Origin of the sequence: Kitasatospora sp. NPDC057936 (genome assembly GCF_042887525.1) — a bacterium.
In the GTDB taxonomy this organism is placed as follows: domain Bacteria; phylum Actinomycetota; class Actinomycetes; order Streptomycetales; family Streptomycetaceae; genus Kitasatospora.
This window is the reverse complement of sequence record NZ_JBHVPD010000009.1, coordinates 18,519-33,753: the sequence shown is the minus strand read 5'-3', so window position 1 is coordinate 33,753 and position 15,235 is coordinate 18,519. Positions and strand designations below refer to the sequence as shown.

Sequence of the window (15,235 nt, the reverse complement as noted above, 5' to 3'; positions counted from 1 at the left end):
ACTGGGAGGCATGCAGAACGTGATCGGAGAGGTGCTGGCCGGCCGTCGGGTGGCGTCGGTCAGCGGTGGCGGCCGGCTGGACCTCACGCTGGACGGCCCGGTGACCGTCCGGGTGGCGCACGAGTTCCGGTTCGCGGCGCCGTCCTTCGCCGCGCCCGCCGAGGTGGAGCACTTCTTCCCGGCCCTGACCGTCCGCCCGACGGCGACGCTGCTCGCGCTCGTCGGCCGGACCGTCGGCTCGGCCCGGGTCACCCCGGCCGGCGGCCTGGAGCTGGACTTCACGGGCGGCGGTGCGCTGTCCGTCCCGCCGCACGCGGTGCTGGCGCCGTGGAGCGTGGTGACGCCGGAGGGCGAGCTGTGCGCGGCACTGCCGGGCGGCGAGGTCAGCTGGGCGGGGTGAGCCGGGGCGGGGCCGGGCCGGCGGACGGTGGTCCGCCGGGCCCGGGGCCCTCGCGTCCGGGTCAGACCTCCATGTCCGCCTCGATCTTGACGAGCTGGTGGCGGGCCATCGCCAGGTTGGCGCGGCCCTTGTCCAGCGCGAGGTAGAGGAACAGGCCCTTGCCGGTGCGGCCGGTGAGCGGGCGGATCAGGTGGTACTGGCTGCTGAGGGTGATCAGGATGTCCTCGATGCCGTCCTGCAGGCCCAGCATGTCCATGGTGCGCATCTTGGCGCGGACCACGTCGGTGTTCCCGGCGGCGGCCACGTTGAGGTCCAGCCCGCCGGGGCCGTCGAGGGTGGCGAGCGCCATGCCGCTGTTGTAGTCGACGAGCGCGGCGCCGATGGCGCCCTCGATGGAGGTCATGGCCTGCTTGAGGGCGCCGGCTGCGTCGGTCATTTCGTGACTCCGTTTCGGTGGTTCGGTGATGGGGTGGTCGAACAGGGGCGGGGGGTCAGGGGCGGGGACAAGGGCGGCGGACGGTCGGTCAGCCGGCCTCGCGCGGGTCCTTGGGCACCAGGGCGTCGGTGAGCAGCCCGGCGATCCGCTGGGCCGAGCGGCGGGCCTCCAGGTGCAGGCGGCCGACGTTGACGTCCGGGTGCGCCAGCAGCGTGAGCACGCAGCTGCCGCCGGCCGCGTACGTGGCGACGTAGCCGTGTTCGCCGCGCACGAGGGACTCCCGGAACTCGCCCTGGCCCGTCGTGTCGGCGAGCCGCTGGGCGAGGGAGAGGGAGGCCGCCGTCATCGCGGCGAGGCCGGACGGCTCGGTCCCGTGGGTGTCGTGGGCGACCAACAGGCCGTCCACGCTGGCCACCAGACCGCCGGCGAGGTGCGGGATGCGGTGTTTGACGGCGCGGAGCTCGGCGAGCAGCTCGGTCTCCAAGGCGATCAGTTGTCTCCTTCCGACACGCTGCTTGAGCGCCCGCCTCATGGCCGGTACGGCGGGGTCGCGGGCGGAGAGTGGCTCAAAGTCGGGCCTCCAGGAGGGTCAGGACCCGGGTCAGCAGCGCGATGTCCGGGTCGGGCACGGTCAGCGGATGGGCCGCCGCCGGGATCGGCGGGCGGTCGGAACGGGGGGCGGCGCCGGGTGCCGGGGCTCCGCGCTCCGGAGCCCCGGCCGCGTGGGCGCCGAGTGCGTGGGCGCCGGCCGCGTGGACGCCGAGCGGGCGGGGCCCGGGTGCGGTGGATCCGGCCGCCGGGACGCTCGTCGCGGCTCCGGCTGCGACGACTCCGGGTACGACGGCTCCGGGTACGACGGCTCCGGGCGCCCCGGCGCCGGTGAGGGTGGCGCCGGGGATCCGGCGGTGCAGGCCGCCGGCGCGCGGGACTTCGGGTGCGGGTGCCGGTCGTGCCGCCGGTGGCGGTGGGAGTGGCGACTGCGCGGGGACGGCCGCGACGACGGGCCCGGGCCCGGGGACCGACACGGGAACGCCTACCGGCGCCGGGCCGGGCGCGGCGGCCGGGCCGGGTACGGGGACCGGCCCCGGCACCACCGCCGGAGCGGCGTCGAGCAGCCCCGCAGCGGCCAGCCGACGGACGTCCGCCGTCACGCCGAACCCGGACCGGCCGAGCAGCCGGGCCAGTTCGGCCGGGGTTCTTCGGCCGTCCGCGTGGTCGAGCAGCTCCCGCCGGCGGCGGCCGGGCGGACGGCGGGACGGCCGGCGGGCGGCCTCGGCCGGGCGGACCGGCGCGGTGTCGAGCTGCGCCCAGGGCCAGATGCCGTCCAGCAGGTGCCGGCGGCGCTCGGACTCCCGGCAGACCCGTGCCGCGTCGACCGCCGCCACCGGGCCGAGCCAGTGCCGGGCACCGGTCTCGAACCGCCAGAGGCCGCCGCCGGTGTCGGCGAGGACGAAGAAGGCGGCGTCGAACAGGGTTTCCAGGTGGCCGAGTTCGAGCTCCCCGCGGGTGATCCGGCCCTGGTCGACCAGCGCTGCCGCGACGCGGGCCTGCGGGCCGTGCACCTCGACGAGTTCGCGCCACTCCCCCGGGGCGAGCCGGCCGCAGCCGGTGAGGAGGTCGCCCAGGTCGGGGGCGCGGTCGGACTCGGCGTGGGTCACCAGGCCGTCGGTGAGGTAGACACTGCCGAGCGGGCCGCGCAGGGCGCCGGTGGCCTCGCGGGCGACGAGCAGGCCGACCGCCTCGCCCGGCGTCCGCGGAACCGTCGGTGGCAGCACGGCCGTCGGGGCCGCGTGCGCGCTCACCCGAGCACCAGCTCCTCGGCGAGCGCCTGGAGGCGGTAGCGGGCACCGGCGAGGTTGCCCTCCTCGCGGTCCAGCCACAGGTGCAGGACGAGCCGGCTGTCGAAGACGGTGTCGATGAAGCAGATCAGGTGGTAACTGCGGCCCGCAGTGACGATGATGTCCTGCAGCGGTGCCCGACGGTCCTCCGACGCGGTGAAGGTCTGGCTCTCAACGGCCGCCCGTACCAGGTCGGTTGCCTCGGCCGCCGTGGTCTCGTGCTCGCCGGCCGGGCTCTCGCCCAGGCTGCCGAGCGCGAGCCCGCTGCTCCAGTCGACCAGGCTCGCGGAGCGGGCGCCGGTGATCGCCATCGCTCCGGAGAGGCAGTCGTCGATACCCGGCACACCGGCTCCTTCGTGGGGGGTCGTCCATCGCACGGGGGAATGCTGCGCGGCCGGGCGCGCAGCGCGGCACCGGCCGGACCGCCACGACGAGTGGCGGGTTCGACACGGAAGGCTACTGCCGGATTCCGTATGACGAACATTCCAATGGCATATTCACACCAGTAGCAGTGAGTTCCGGCCATGCTGTGACGGACCATCAACTCTGCGTCGCCATCGAAACCCGCTGGCCGTGGTACCGCGGCCGCCCGCCGCTCACCGGCCACCTGGAACGGGACCTTGGCCGATAGTCGGCCACGCCGGAGGGTTTCGGCCGCCGAATGCGATAGAGGAGCCGGACGGCCGGAACGGGCGGAACGGCCGGTGGACGCCGGGAGGCGGCAGCGGGAACGGCCGCAAAAGCGGGTGCGAGCGACAGCGCCGAGGGACGGCTCGGGGGGTAGCTCAGGGGGGTAGCTCAGGGCGACCCGGGGACGATCCGGGGACGGTCCAGAGGCAGGCCGGGAACGGCCAGGGAACGGCGAAGGGGCCCGTTCCGCTGGACGGAACGAGCCCCTTCGGGTGGAGCGCCAGGCCCGGGTCGCACGGACTCTCCCCACTGAAAGTGGGACGTGCTCTGGTAGCACCGCTGACGCCTGTCCGGGAGGTCATTTCCTCCCGACGAGAAGAACAGTAGCAGGTCAGCGCCCCTGTTCAGAAATCACGTCAGGGGCGCCGGGGGCCGCGGGGCCGGTCCGGGCGGACAGCCCGGCCGCCTCCGCCAGCAGCCGGTAGGACTCCGTCATCGCGGCCCGGTCGAAGGTGCTCGTGGTGACCAGGAACTCGTCGGCGCCCGCGCGGGCCACCAGCGCGGCCACCTCGGCGGCGGCCTGCGCCGGGGTGCCGGCGATGTGGCCCGTGAGCGACTGCTCGTACGCGGCCCGCTCGCGCGCCGTCATCGACCGGGTGAGGACCTCGGCGGCCGGGGCGAGCGGCGGGAACTCGCCGTGCGTCCGGGAGTACGCGCCCGACCAGGCCTCGGGGACGAGCAGTTCGTGCGCCCGCTCGACCGTGTCGGCCACCGCGACGGTGCCGGAGACCACCACGTACGGCTCGGCGGCGTGCGCGGAGGGGCGGAAGCGCGTGCGGTAGCGGTCGATGGCCTCCAGCATCCGCTCCTCCCCGCGCGGGGCGGCGATCACCAGCGGCAGCCCGGCCTCGGCCGCCAGATCGGCGCCCGCACCGGTGGCGAGGACGAACGGCGGCACCCGCAGGCCCTCGGCCGGGCGGGCGTGGACGCCGCGGTGCGCCCGCTGGGTGCCGTCGAACCAGCCGAGCAGCTCGGCCAGCTGCGCGCCGAAGTCGTCGGCGGCGTCCTTCTCCCGCCCCAGCGCCCGCCGGACACCGTCGGTGAAGCCCACCGACCGCCCGAGGCCCATGTCGATCCGGCCGGGGAAGAGCGAGGCCAGCACGCCGAACTGCTCCGCCACCACCATCGGCTGGTGGTTGGGCAGCATCACGCCGCCCGTCCCGACCCTGATCCGGGAGGTGGCCGCCGCCACCGCCGCGGCGAGCACCGTCGGCGCCGAACCGGCCACCCCCGGCACGCCGTGGTGCTCCGAGACCCAGAACCGGTGGTAGCCGAAGGCCTCCGCCTGCCGGGCGAACCCGACCGTGCTCCGCAAGGCCTGCGCGGGATCCTCCCCTCGCCTGGTGCGGGAGCGGTCCAGCACGGAGAGTCGGAGCGCGGGCTGTGCAGTGGTCACGTCCGGGGACAACGCGGCCACACCACCCGGGTATTTCCCCGGCCGCTCACCGCCGACGCGACCGAGGCAGCCGAGGCGGCCGAGGTATTCGCGGCGCCCTTCGGCCCCAGGGCTTGTGGACGGACAGCACCACCATGAACAGGTAGAGCGACAGCGCCACGGACGGGACGATCACCACGTTGTACCGCACGAAGCCGAGCTCCGCCGCGGTGATCGGCCCGACGGGATGTGCGTCCACCGCCCGCACCGCGTCGTGCAGGCGGTCCGGGAGCGCGAACGCCGACGCGCCCAGGGCTGCGAGCGTGAGCCAGAACTTCGTGCTCACCCAGTAGTGGCGGAACAGCCCCCAGGTCGTGCCCAGCCCGAGCGCCACCCCACTGGCGAAGGTCAGCAGGCTCAGCGGCAGGACCAGGACGTCCCCGAGCAGTCCCATCGCCCGGTAGGCCGCGCGCACCCGCTCGGCGTCGTCCGTCGCGAGCGCCGCCGCGGCGAGGGTGAGCAGGCAGAGCATCAGCGCCAGCCAGCCCACCGACGCCACCAGGTGCACGGCCACCAGCCACTTCCGCGCGGCCGGGGAAAGCCGGCGGCGCCGAGGTGCCGGAGAAGCGGCCGAGCGCGGGGGCGACGGCGAAACCCCCGCCGCTGCCGAGGACTCCGGGAGCGAGCGCATCCGTACCTCCTTCGATAGAGGCCCATCAGAACGCGCTCAGCCTCCCCCGCCCTCCTCTCATCCGGCATCTGCCGGCGGGAGTAACTCCGACTACTCCCGGCCGAGTACGGCGGACGACACGAGGGCGCCCGCCCGCCTCACCCGGTCACGGTGAAGTCGTGCGCCGCGCCGAGCCGTTGGAGCGAGTCGGCCCCGGGGACGCCGTCCGCGTCCGGGTCGGAGTACCCGCAGCGGCGCTGCCAGCCGGCGTAGGCGGTGACCGTCAGGCTGCCGAACGAGCCGTCGACCCACCGCTGTTCGAGCAGCCCTTCGTCCGCCAGCGCCTGTTCGACGATCGCGACCTCGGCGCCGTACGTCCGGTGGCCCTGCTCGGCGCCCGGGTCGGTGCCGGCCGCCGCGACGACGTGGGCGAGCGAGACGGTGCGCGGGCCGGGCAGGTAGCCGAGCAGGCGCAGCAGCGAGGCCGGGCCGGGGACGCCGTCCGCCGCAGGGCCCGAGTAGCCCAGACTCCGCTGGTAGTCGGCGTAGTTGAGGGTGTCGGCGTCCGTCCAGTCCGGGCCGGGGCCGGACCGGTAGTGCCCGCCGAAGCCCTGGGCGACGAGCGCCCGGCCGACGGCGGTGACCTGGTAGCCGTGGGCGCCGTAGCCGTACCGGAGGCCGTTGACGGCGACCTGGTAGCGCGCCGGGACGGGTTCGGCGGGCGGGGTGGGCCCGTCCGGCGGCGGGGGCGGGAGGGACGGGCCGCCGGTGAAGTCCGGCCAGGAGCCCGGGTCGGTGTGGTCGTTGTCGGGGACGTGGGCGTGGGCGTACCAGCCGCCGCGGGTCTCCCACACCCGCTCGTCGCGCCGGCCGGCGAAGTCGGTGGGCCGGCCCATCGGCCAGACGTCGGGCACGCCCCACGAGGCGATCCAGGCGTGCAGGCGGCCCCAGCCGGCGCACGGGGTGTCGACGAGACGCGGGTAGACCGTGCCCCGGTGGCGGCAGTAGGGGAAGAAGACCGCCTCGATCTGGATGACGACCCGCCCCGCGCGGTTGGTGCGGGTCGGGATCCCGGGCGGGCTGAGCAGGCTCCTGGAGCGGGAGTCGGCGGGGAACAGCTGGGCCGTCCGGCCGCTGAACGGGTCCCAGACGAGGTGCGGGGCGTCGCCGGCGCCGCTGGTGGTGAAGTAGGTGACCAGGTCGTCGAACGTGCACCAGTCCTGCGGGGCGGCGGCGCTGGCGTCGCGGTCCCAGGTGATGTGCGCGATGGCCTTCGGCGGGTACTGCTGGTCGGTGGGGGCGTGATCGCCGAGGTCGTGGACCTCGGCACCGGGCAGCCACAGCTCGGGCATGGCGTGTCCTCCGGACGGAGTGGGGGAGTACGGAGTGACGGGGCACGGACATCGTTGCCGTTATCGGCAGGTCCATGCCTCCGGATGACTCCGGCACGGGGCGGAGTTCCGCTGAACCCCCGGGGACCGCTTGCCCGTTCGGATATTCGGTGGGAAATCGCAGGCCCGTACGGATTGCGCGCCCCCTGCGGCGCGCGCGGCGAATCCCACCCCCTCACGGCCCGTCCTGTCAATCGTTGACTTCGACATTGGTCTAGTCCACGGTGTTCGCGAGGCCGGACCGACCGGAGGAAGACGTCAACTGGCCTCGAAACCAGTCGAGTTCGACCGACGGAGAACCTGCATGAGACGAGTCTGCCTCGCCCTGCCCACCAACCGGGCCTGCGCCGGCACCATCACCGCGCTCGCCGAGGAAGCCGCCCACGCCGCCGCGCACTTCGACGTCGAGGTGCACCTGCTGATCCTCGACACCTCCGACGGCTCCGGCGGCTCCGGCGGCTCCGGCGGCTCCGGCGGCTCCGGCGGCTTCGACCGCCCCGGCACCTTCGACGGCTCCGACCGCTCCGGCACGTCCGTCTGCCCCGGCACCTCCGACGCCGCGGGGGCGCCGGAGGCCGCCGAGGGCAGCGGGGCCACGCCGTTCGCGCGGAACGCGGCCGCCGTCGCCACCCTGGCCCCCGCCCCGCGCGTGGTCGTGCACCACCTCGACGAGGCGTGGCAGCGCGCCTTCCTGGAGCGGGTGATCCGGCGTTCCGGCGCCCCCGGTCCCGAGCTGCTGCTCGACCTGATGCTCCCCGGCGCCGTCTCCTACGGCGCCTGCACCAACCGGGTCTTCCTCGTCGCCGCCGCGCTCGGCTGCACGTCCGTCCACCGCCGGGACTCCGACGGCGACTACCAACTCCTGGACGGGCGCAAGGTGTTCCCGATCGACCACGAGCTGCGCGCGCTCGGGCGGCGGGCGGGCGATGTCGCGGCGGACGCCACCGCCGTCACCAGGAACGAGCTGGACCCGGCCCACGGCGACCGTCCCGTGGTCCTGGTCGGCGGCTCGTTCATCGGCGAGCTGTCCGTCGACGTCGGCGGGATCCGGGAGCTCGACCCCGCCGTCTACCACGACGTGGTCGGCCTCTGGGCACCGCCGGTCTGGTCCGACGAGGAGAAGCGCGAGCTGGTCGAGGAGTCGTTCACCGGCGGCGGCACCGAGCCGTTCCGCGCGGACGAGACGGTCCTCGGCCCGCCCGACATCCGGCGGGTCGACATGTGTAACCTCGGCCTGGACCACCGCGTCTACGAGCGGCTGCCGCTGCCGCCCGCGACCGACACCATCGGCAGCGACTACTTCCTCCTGCACGTGGTCCTCGACGCCGGCCTGCCGGGCGTCGTCCACAACCGGCACATCGTCAACTACTACACGCCCGAGCGCCGCACCGGGCCCGGCTTCACCGCCTACCAGGTGCGGTTCGCCAAGTTCCTGCTGTCGATGCTGTACCTGCACCCGGTCTACGGCGAGATGATGGCGCTCGGCGAGGACCTGCTCGACGAGCGGTACGAGGTCCGCACCGCGCCGGTCCTCGACTCCGTGCGCCGCAGCGCCGACTGGGACCCCGCCGAGAACGTCCGCCGGCTGGACGTCCTCGACCGCTCCTACCGCCGGCTCGGCGGCACGTACGCGGACTTCGCCGACCACCTGGCGCCGCTGCGCGAGCGGCTCCTCGCCGAGGCGCGGGCCGACGCCGAACGCTTCGCGCTGCTCATCGACGCGTGGGGCGCGCTGGTCGCCGCGGCGCACGCCGAACCGGCCGCAGCCACCGCGGAACCCGCGGCAGCCGCGGCGGCCGGGGCGGCCGGGGCGGCCGGATGAGCGACGACGACCTGCGCATCCGCCCGCTCGCCGAGGACGACTGGGACACCGTCGTCGCCCTGGAGCACGACGCCTACGCGGCCGACGGCCTCTCCGAGGGCCGGGCGGCCCTGGAGTCCCGGGGCCGCAGCTCGCCCGGCACCTGCCTCGTCCTGGAGAGCGGCGGGAAGGTCCGCGGCTACCTGCTGAGCCTGCCCTACCCGCCGCTGCGCTGCCCGGACCTCGCCCGCCCGGAGGGCACCGCCCACCGGTCCCGCAACCTGCACGTGCACGACCTCGTCATCGCCGAGGACCTGCGCGGACGGGACGTCGCGCTGCGTTTCATGCACCACTTCCAGGACCGCGCGCGGGAGCAGGGCTTCGAGCGGATCTCCATGGTCGCGGTGCGCGGCACCGACATCATCCTGCGGCTGCTCGGCTACCGCGCCCACCGCGAGGTCGCCGTCCCGGCCTCGTACGGCAGGCGGGCCGTCTACATGTCGATGCCCGTCGGGTAGCGGCCCGGCGGGCCGGTCACCCGGGCGCGGTCGCGCCGACGCCGACGCCGACGCGGGCGCCGGCACGGGCGCAGCCGGCGGCGAACTCCGCGGGCGCCGCACCGACGAGCCCGGTGAAGCGGTCTCGGAGGACGCCCGGCGTGGCGCAGCCGACCGCGGACCACACCCCGGCCGGGTCGCCGCCGCCGAGCAGGAGGGCGACCGCGCGCTCGACGCGGCGCGCCGTCAGGTACCCGTACGGCGAGGCCCCGTACGCGAGCCGGAACTCGCGGCTGAGCTGCCCGGCGGGCATCCGGGCGGCGCGGGCGAGCGCCTCGACGTCCAGCGGGCGCGCGTACTCGCGGTCGATCCGGTCGCGCACGCGGCGCAGCCGTGCGAAGCCGCTCAGGCGCTGCGCCGCGATGCGTGCGCGCGCCCATCCGGGGTGGCACATGGAAGACCCCCTTCGCCGACGGCGTCCGTGCGTCCGTCGGCTCTCGTCAGTGGCCGCGAACGAGCCGTCCGGGCGGACGGCTCAGCGGAGTTCCTGGATGCGGACGAGGTTGCCCGCCGGGTCGCGGAAGGCGCAGTCGCGGACGCCGTACGGCTGCTGCGTCGGCTCCTGCACGACCTCGGTGTCGCCGGCCTGCACCTTCTCGAAGGTGGCGTCGAGGTCGCGGGTGGCCAGCAGGATCCAGCCGTACGTGCCCTTGGCCATCATCTCGTCGATGGTGCGGCGTTCGTCCTCGGTGACGTTGGGGTCGGCGGCCGGGGGCGCGAGCAGGATGGAGGTGCCGGACCCGCCGGCCGGCCCCACGGTGATCCAGCGCATCGTGCCCTGGCCGACGTCGCTGCGGACCTCGAAGCCGAGGACGTCGCGGTAGAAGGCCACGGACGCGTCCGGGTCGACGTGCGGGAGGACGGTGGTGTGAATGGTGAGGTCCATGCCGACGATGCTAGGGGCGGCCGGTGGACCGCGCTTCTCGATTCCTGACCGAATCCCGGCCGGATCCCGGGCCGGATCCCGGGCCGGATCCCGGGCCGGTTTCCGGCCGCCTCCCGGCCTCCGCCGCCAGGACGCGTACCGCACACCTCGCCGGCGCGTCGCCGACACCTCGCAGGCACGTCGTCGGCACGTCCCGGGCCCGTCCGAAACCCGTCGCGGTTCCGTCCCCGTTCTCGTCGACCGGGGTCCGCAATCGCCCGGATTCCGGGATGGTGGTGTCAACGACGCCTACGCTGGGGGGAGTTGTCATGGGGAACGGCCAGGAACTGGTGACCGCGACCGTCGACGCGCTGGTCCGCGCGCCCGGCTCGGCGGTGGCCGAGCTCGTGCGCACGCGGCTGCGGGCGGTGCCCGGCGGCGAGGAGGCGGCGGTCTCGGCCGGGGCGGATCCGGCGGACCCGCGGGCGCGGGCCGCGCTCACCGCCGCCGTCGGCCGGCTGCTCGCCGAGGACCCGGCGTTCGCCCGCTACCTGCTCTCGACGGAGCTGGGCCCGCCCACGAGCCCCTCGACGGTCCAGCTCCGGACGGCACCGGCGGACCCGCCGACCGTCCACCTCCAGGCGAGACCCGGCGACGGCGGGACGGTCCAGCTCCGGCTGAAGCCCGCGTCCGGCCGGCGCGCCACCGGCGGGATCCTGGTGACGCTCGCCCTCGTGGTGGTCGCGTCCCTGGTCGCCCTCGGGATCAACCTCGGCGACCGGCCGCTCCTCCAGCCCGGCGTCCACGGCTTCGACCACGCCGCGACGGCGCTGCGCGACCCCGCCCGGGCACAGGGCGTCCTGCCCGACCCCGCGGCGATGCCGGGCGGCTGGCGGATCGAGACCGCGCCGCAGTCCGGGACGAGCGCGGGCGACGGCGTCCCGTGCTTCGTCCAGGACGCCTGCGACCAGCAACTCGCCTACGCCACCGTGACGTTCCGCGCCGGTCCGCGGCACAGCGCCAAGTTCATCGTGGTCACGTTCGCGACCGCCGCGACGGCCGGCCGGGCCTTCGACACGATGCTGGAGCGGGTGGGCGGCACCGGTGCGGCCGCGGCCGTGCCGCTCCCGTCGATCGGCGACCAGAGCGCGGCCAGGTCGCACGGCGCGGACGGCATGGAGGCCCTGGTCCGGGTCGGCACGACGCTCCTGTACGTCGGCGACTCCGGCGCGGACGCGACCGCGGCCGACGCGCCCGCCCTCACCGCCTTCGCCCGGCTCCTCGCCGCCCGCGCCCAGCAGGCGCAGGACGGCCGGACGCCCGACGCCGCCGTACCCGGTTCCAAGGCCTGACCCCCGTTCGGTTCCCCTCCCGCTCACCGCTTGGGGAAGCTGAAGGCGTACCCGTTGGCCCGCAGCCACGGCAGGAGCCGCTCCAGCGCCTCCACCGTCTGCGCCCGGTTCCCGCCGCCGTCGTGCAGCAGGACCGTCGGGCCGCGCCTCAGCTGCTCCTTCGCCGTCTCGACGATCCGCTCGACCCCGGGGCGTTCGAAGTCCCGGGTGTCGACGTTCCAGCCGAGCGGCCGCATGCCGTGGGCGGCGGCGATCTGGCGGCTCTCGGGCGTGAACGCGCCGCCGGGCGCCCGGTAGTACGGCACGGGGGCGCCCCCGGTGGCGTCCTGGATCATCCGCAGGCCGTCCACGATCTCCTTCTCCTGGTGGGCGACGTCCTTGTGGTCCATCGCGGTGTCGTGGCTCACGCTGTGGTCGCAGAGGCGGTGGCCGGCCGCGACGACCTGCCGGGCGAGCTCCGGGTGGGCGGTGGCGCTCGGGCCGAGCATGCAGAACACGGCCTTGGCGCCGTTGCGGGCGAGGACGTCGAGGACGCGCGGGGTCCACTGCGGGTCGGGCCCGTCGTCGATGGTGAGGTTGACGGTCCTCCCCCCGTCCTCGGACTCGCGCGAGATGCTCATGTCCACCGTCGGCGCGGGCAGGGAGGCGTCCGGCGCGGTGGCGGAGGGCTCGGGCCAGGACGGCGCGACCGGGGAACCGGTGAGCCGGGACAGCGGGTCGGGCCCCTTCATCAGCACCCCGGCGGCACCCAGCAGCGTCACCACGACCGCCCCCGCCGTCACCGCGCGCAGGACGGCGGTGCGGCGGGCATGTGGCCGGCCCGCCGGGTCCAGGCGCGGGTACCAGCTGTTCGGAGTGCTCTCGGGGGTCCGGGGTTCGTCGTGGTGGCTCACGGTGGTGCTCCTCGTCAGGGGGTGGACGACCACCACCCTCGGCCGCGCGCTTGCGGGCCCTGTGAGCCGCGTATGACCGTTTCGCAACAACGTGCGACAGGTTTCGCAACAACTGGCCGCCCGCCTCGCGCCGTGGTCCGGAGCACGCCTGACCAGCGCCGATACTGGCAGACATGCCACGAGTACTGCTGATCGAGGACGACCCGTCGGTGCGCGACGCGCTCGCGCTGGGCCTGCGCCGCCAGGGCCACGCCGTGCGCTCCGCCGCGTCCGGCGAGGAGGGGCTGGCCGAGGCCCACCGGGAGCCGCCCGAGATCGTGGTGCTCGACCTGATGCTGCCGGGCATCGACGGCCTTGAGGTGTGCCGCCGCCTGCGCGCCGACGGCCCCACCCCGGTGATCATGCTGACCGCCCTCGGGGACGACGTCGACACCGTCCTCGGCCTGGAGGCCGGCGCCGACGACTACGTGGTCAAGCCCGCGCAGTCCCGCGTCCTGGACGCCCGGATCCGCGCCGTGCTGCGCCGCGCCGGCGGCCCCGGCCCCGAGCCCGTCCGCGAGACGCTCGGCGACCTCGTCCTGGACCGCGCCGCGCTCACCGTCACCAAGCACGGCGTCCCCCTGCTCCTCGCCGCCGGCGACCTGCGCCTGCTGCTGGAGCTCGCCGCCGCGCCCGGCCGCGTGTTCAGCCGCGAGCAGCTCCTGGAGTCGGTGTGGGGCCTCGGCCGCCAGGACGACATCCGGCTCGTCGACGCCGGGGTGAACCGGCTGCGCGCCAAGATCGAGGACAGCCCGGCCGCGCCCCGCTACGTCCAGACCGTCCGCGGTTTCGGCTACCGCTTCGGACCGCTGTGAACGGCGCCCGCCGGAACCCGCCGGCCGACGACCCCTCCGGCAGAACCGCCGCCGGGCCGCCCCAGGCCGAACACCCCGGCGCCGGACGGCCGTCCCGGCCCGGACGGCACCGGCTGCTGCGCCTGCGCCGCGCCGTCGCCGGGCTGCGCCCGCGCATGCTCGCCGCGTTCCTCGCCGTCGCCGCCATCAGTGCGCTCGCCACCGCCGCCCTCACCTACCGGGCCGCGACCAACTCCACCCTCGACCTCACCCAGGACACCACCCTCGACGAGCTGCGCCGGCGCATCGACGTCCTCTCCCCCGCCCTGCCCTTCCCGCCGACCCAGGCCGAACTCGACCGCCTGGCAGGGCAGTTGTCCGGCACCAACGGCTTCCGCGACTGGCGCGTCCTGGCCTCCTACGGGACGATCCACTCCGAGTGGACCCAGCCCGTCGCCGTCCCGCCCGGCCTGCAGGCCACCGTCGGCTCCGGCCGCGCCGCGTTCCAGCGCTTCGCCGCCGACGGCCACCCGTGGCTCGCCGCCGGGGTGCCCGTCACCTACGCCCCGTCCGGCGTGACCACCGGCGTCCCCACCAGGACGCCGCCCGGCTCCGGCACCCCCTCCGGCCTCACCGTCTACGCGGTCCTCCCCCTCGACCGCGAACAGGCCGCCGCCGACGAGGTCCTCGCCGGTGCCGCCGGCGCCGGCGTCTTCGCCGCCGTCCTCGCCGCCGGACTCGCCCTGTTCGCCGCCCGGCAGGTCCTGCGCCCGGTCCGGGCCCTCGGCGACGCCGCCCGCGCCCTCGCCCAGGGCCGGCTCGACACCCGGCTCACCGTCACCGGCCACGACGAACTCGCCCAGCTCTCCAAGACGTTCAACCACACCGCCCGCACCCTCCAGGGCACCATCGAGGAACTGCGCGCCATCGAGAGCCAGGGCCGCCGGTTCGCCGCCGACGTCTCCCACGAACTGCGCACCCCGCTCGCGGCCATGCTCGCCGTCACCGACATCCTCGACGAGGACGCCGAACAGCTCCCGCCCGACACCGGCACCGCACTGCGCATGATCAGCAACGAGACCCAGCGGCTCACCCGCCTCGTCAACGACCTCATCGAGATCTCCCGCCTCGACGCCGGCGCCGCCCCGCTGCGCACCGAGGACGTCGACGCGGCCTCGGCCGTGCGCGAGACCCTCGACCTGCGCGGCTGGTCCGAGCGGATCGAGACCGACCTGCCCGCCGCCCTGCCGGTGCGGCTCGACCCGCGCCGCTTCGACGTCATCGTCGCCAACCTCGCCGGCAACGCGCTGCGCCACGGCCGCCCGCCGGTGCGCCTCGGCCTGCGCGAGGCCGACGGCGAGCTCGTGCTCACCGTCACCGACCGCGGCCCGGGCATCCCGCCCGCCGAACTCCCGCACCTGTTCGACCGGTTCTACAAGGCCGACAAGTCCCGCGCCCGCTCCGAGGGCAGCGGGCTCGGCCTCGCCATCGCCCAGGAGAACGCGCGCCTGCACGGCGGCATCATCGAGGCCGCCAACTCCCCCGCGGGCGGAGCGGTGTTCACCCTCGTCCTGCCCCTCGGCACCCCTTCGGAGGACCAGTGACGACCGCCCGCCGGCAGGCTGCCCACCAGGCCCGCCGCCACCCGGCCGCCCACCGCCTGGCCGCCGCCGCGCTGCTCCTGCTCGCGTGCGGCTGCTCGATCCCGAGCACCGGTCCGGTCCGCAGCGGCCTGCCCGCCACCGGCATCGAACCGGGCACCCGGCTCTACTTCCCCGGCCCGCAGGGCATCCGGCTCGCCATCCGCCCCGGCGGCCGGCGCGAGGACCTCCAGCAGACCCTCGACAGCCTGCTCACCGGCCCCGACCAGGCCGAACGGCGCACCGGCCTCTACAGCGACCTGCCCGCCACCGGCAAGGTCCAGGCCACCGCCACCCCCGGCGCCGTCACGCTGCGCCTGTCCTGGCCGACCGCCTCGCTCAGCACCACCGCCATCCAGCAGCTCGTCTGCACCACCGAGGACGCCCCCGCCGTCGGCCCGACGCCCCACGTCTCCATCGTGAGCAGCGACGCCCCGAGCGCGATCCAGCAGCAGTGCGACCTCCACCGCAACGGCTGACCCCACTGGCCCTCA

17 protein-coding genes are annotated in these 15,235 nt (G+C 75.5%); 7 read left to right on the top strand and 10 right to left on the bottom strand.

The window, feature by feature from the left end:
- The first annotated feature begins 10 nt into the window (after window positions 1-10).
- Complete coding sequence (locus ACFVU9_RS07335; protein WP_380445523.1) at window positions 11-400, top strand: DUF6188 family protein; 390 nt, start codon at window positions 11-13, stop codon at window positions 398-400.
- 61 nt (window positions 401-461) lie between these two features.
- On the opposite strand, the gene ACFVU9_RS07330 is transcribed toward ACFVU9_RS07335, so the two are convergent.
- The 7 genes from ACFVU9_RS07330 to ACFVU9_RS07300 all read right to left on the bottom strand — a co-directional run bounded on the left by ACFVU9_RS07330 (window position 462) and on the right by ACFVU9_RS07300 (window position 6,761).
- The gene (locus ACFVU9_RS07330) at window positions 462-836 is read right to left on the bottom strand and encodes a hypothetical protein (RefSeq protein WP_380445522.1); all 375 of its coding nucleotides are present in this window, start codon (window positions 834-836) and stop codon (window positions 462-464) included.
- A gap of 88 nt (window positions 837-924) precedes the next feature.
- The gene (locus ACFVU9_RS07325) at window positions 925-1,320 is read right to left on the bottom strand and encodes a roadblock/LC7 domain-containing protein (protein ID WP_380445521.1); all 396 of its coding nucleotides are present in this window, start codon (window positions 1,318-1,320) and stop codon (window positions 925-927) included.
- An 82-nt stretch (window positions 1,321-1,402) separates the two neighbouring features.
- Window positions 1,403-2,638 carry a hypothetical protein gene (locus tag ACFVU9_RS07320; protein WP_387590885.1) on the bottom strand — a complete coding sequence of 412 codons (1,236 nt, stop codon included), beginning with the start codon at window positions 2,636-2,638 and terminating at the stop codon, window positions 1,403-1,405.
- Entirely contained in the window at window positions 2,635-3,018 is a 384-nt protein-coding gene (locus ACFVU9_RS07315) for a hypothetical protein (protein ID WP_380445519.1), read from the bottom strand. Before ACFVU9_RS07315 ends, ACFVU9_RS07320 begins: the two co-directional genes overlap by 4 nt.
- Before the next feature lie 677 nt (window positions 3,019-3,695).
- Window positions 3,696-4,760, bottom strand: a complete 1,065-nt coding sequence (locus tag ACFVU9_RS07310) for an MsnO8 family LLM class oxidoreductase (RefSeq protein WP_380445518.1) — start codon at window positions 4,758-4,760, stop codon at window positions 3,696-3,698.
- Window positions 4,761-4,806: 46 nt separating this feature from the next.
- Window positions 4,807-5,313: a DUF2269 domain-containing protein gene (locus ACFVU9_RS07305; RefSeq protein WP_387590882.1), complete on the bottom strand. Its 507-nt coding sequence runs from the start codon at window positions 5,311-5,313 to the stop codon at window positions 4,807-4,809.
- 254 nt (window positions 5,314-5,567) lie between these two features.
- Window positions 5,568-6,761 carry a peptidoglycan-binding protein gene (locus ACFVU9_RS07300; RefSeq protein WP_387590879.1) on the bottom strand — a complete coding sequence of 398 codons (1,194 nt, stop codon included), beginning with the start codon at window positions 6,759-6,761 and terminating at the stop codon, window positions 5,568-5,570.
- Window positions 6,762-7,104: 343 nt separating this feature from the next.
- Here ACFVU9_RS07300 and ACFVU9_RS07295 point away from each other — a divergent pair, with 343 nt between their 5' ends.
- Both ACFVU9_RS07295 and ACFVU9_RS07290 read left to right on the top strand, forming a co-directional pair.
- A complete protein-coding gene (locus ACFVU9_RS07295) occupies window positions 7,105-8,622 on the top strand; it encodes a DUF6271 family protein (RefSeq protein WP_387590876.1) in 1,518 nt (505 codons plus the stop codon).
- Complete coding sequence (locus tag ACFVU9_RS07290) at window positions 8,619-9,119, top strand: GNAT family N-acetyltransferase (RefSeq protein WP_380491637.1); 501 nt, start codon at window positions 8,619-8,621, stop codon at window positions 9,117-9,119. Before ACFVU9_RS07295 ends, ACFVU9_RS07290 begins: the two co-directional genes overlap by 4 nt.
- 16 nt (window positions 9,120-9,135) lie before the next feature.
- On the opposite strand, the gene ACFVU9_RS07285 is transcribed toward ACFVU9_RS07290, so the two are convergent.
- Both ACFVU9_RS07285 and ACFVU9_RS07280 read right to left on the bottom strand, forming a co-directional pair.
- Window positions 9,136-9,552: a helix-turn-helix domain-containing protein gene (locus ACFVU9_RS07285; protein ID WP_387590873.1), complete on the bottom strand. Its 417-nt coding sequence runs from the start codon at window positions 9,550-9,552 to the stop codon at window positions 9,136-9,138.
- Window positions 9,553-9,633: 81 nt separating this feature from the next.
- Window positions 9,634-10,044: a VOC family protein gene (locus tag ACFVU9_RS07280; RefSeq protein WP_380445512.1), complete on the bottom strand. Its 411-nt coding sequence runs from the start codon at window positions 10,042-10,044 to the stop codon at window positions 9,634-9,636.
- Window positions 10,045-10,352: 308 nt separating this feature from the next.
- On the opposite strand from ACFVU9_RS07280, the gene ACFVU9_RS07275 reads away from it, so the two are divergent.
- A complete protein-coding gene (locus ACFVU9_RS07275; RefSeq protein ID WP_387590869.1) occupies window positions 10,353-11,375 on the top strand; it encodes a hypothetical protein in 1,023 nt (340 codons plus the stop codon).
- A gap of 23 nt (window positions 11,376-11,398) precedes the next feature.
- On the opposite strand, the gene ACFVU9_RS07270 is transcribed toward ACFVU9_RS07275, so the two are convergent.
- On the bottom strand, window positions 11,399-12,268 hold the full coding sequence (locus tag ACFVU9_RS07270; protein ID WP_387590866.1) for a polysaccharide deacetylase family protein: 870 nt from the start codon (window positions 12,266-12,268) through the stop codon (window positions 11,399-11,401).
- 173 nt (window positions 12,269-12,441) lie between these two features.
- Between ACFVU9_RS07270 and ACFVU9_RS07265 the strand changes: the two genes are divergently transcribed.
- Genes ACFVU9_RS07265 through ACFVU9_RS07255 form a run of 3 tightly spaced genes read left to right on the top strand, consistent with a single transcriptional unit; the run spans window position 12,442 to window position 15,220 of the window.
- On the top strand, window positions 12,442-13,122 hold the full coding sequence (locus tag ACFVU9_RS07265) for a response regulator (protein WP_380491629.1): 681 nt from the start codon (window positions 12,442-12,444) through the stop codon (window positions 13,120-13,122).
- A complete protein-coding gene (locus tag ACFVU9_RS07260; protein WP_380505249.1) occupies window positions 13,119-14,705 on the top strand; it encodes a sensor histidine kinase in 1,587 nt (528 codons plus the stop codon). Before ACFVU9_RS07265 ends, ACFVU9_RS07260 begins: the two co-directional genes overlap by 4 nt.
- Window positions 14,702-15,220 (top strand): GerMN domain-containing protein, encoded by a 519-nt coding sequence (locus tag ACFVU9_RS07255; protein ID WP_380445507.1) that lies wholly within the window; start codon window positions 14,702-14,704, stop codon window positions 15,218-15,220. Before ACFVU9_RS07260 ends, ACFVU9_RS07255 begins: the two co-directional genes overlap by 4 nt.
- Window positions 15,221-15,235: the final 15 nt, after the last annotated feature.

What these genes read in the sequence shown, in the direction of transcription:
- ACFVU9_RS07335 (WP_380445523.1), top strand. Translation starts at nt 11, where the DNA reads ATGCAGAACGTGATCGGAGAGGTGCTGGCCGGCCGTCGGGTGGCGTCG.
- ACFVU9_RS07330 (WP_380445522.1), bottom strand. Translation starts at nt 836, where the DNA reads ATGACCGACGCAGCCGGCGCCCTCAAGCAGGCCATGACCTCCATCGAG.
- ACFVU9_RS07300 (WP_387590879.1), bottom strand. Translation starts at nt 6,761, where the DNA reads ATGCCCGAGCTGTGGCTGCCCGGTGCCGAGGTCCACGACCTCGGCGAT.
- ACFVU9_RS07295 (WP_387590876.1), top strand. Translation starts at nt 7,105, where the DNA reads ATGAGACGAGTCTGCCTCGCCCTGCCCACCAACCGGGCCTGCGCCGGC.
- ACFVU9_RS07290 (WP_380491637.1), top strand. Translation starts at nt 8,619, where the DNA reads ATGAGCGACGACGACCTGCGCATCCGCCCGCTCGCCGAGGACGACTGG.
- ACFVU9_RS07285 (WP_387590873.1), bottom strand. Translation starts at nt 9,552, where the DNA reads ATGTGCCACCCCGGATGGGCGCGCGCACGCATCGCGGCGCAGCGCCTG.
- ACFVU9_RS07280 (WP_380445512.1), bottom strand. Translation starts at nt 10,044, where the DNA reads ATGGACCTCACCATTCACACCACCGTCCTCCCGCACGTCGACCCGGAC.
- ACFVU9_RS07275 (WP_387590869.1), top strand. Translation starts at nt 10,353, where the DNA reads ATGGGGAACGGCCAGGAACTGGTGACCGCGACCGTCGACGCGCTGGTC.
- ACFVU9_RS07265 (WP_380491629.1), top strand. Translation starts at nt 12,442, where the DNA reads ATGCCACGAGTACTGCTGATCGAGGACGACCCGTCGGTGCGCGACGCG.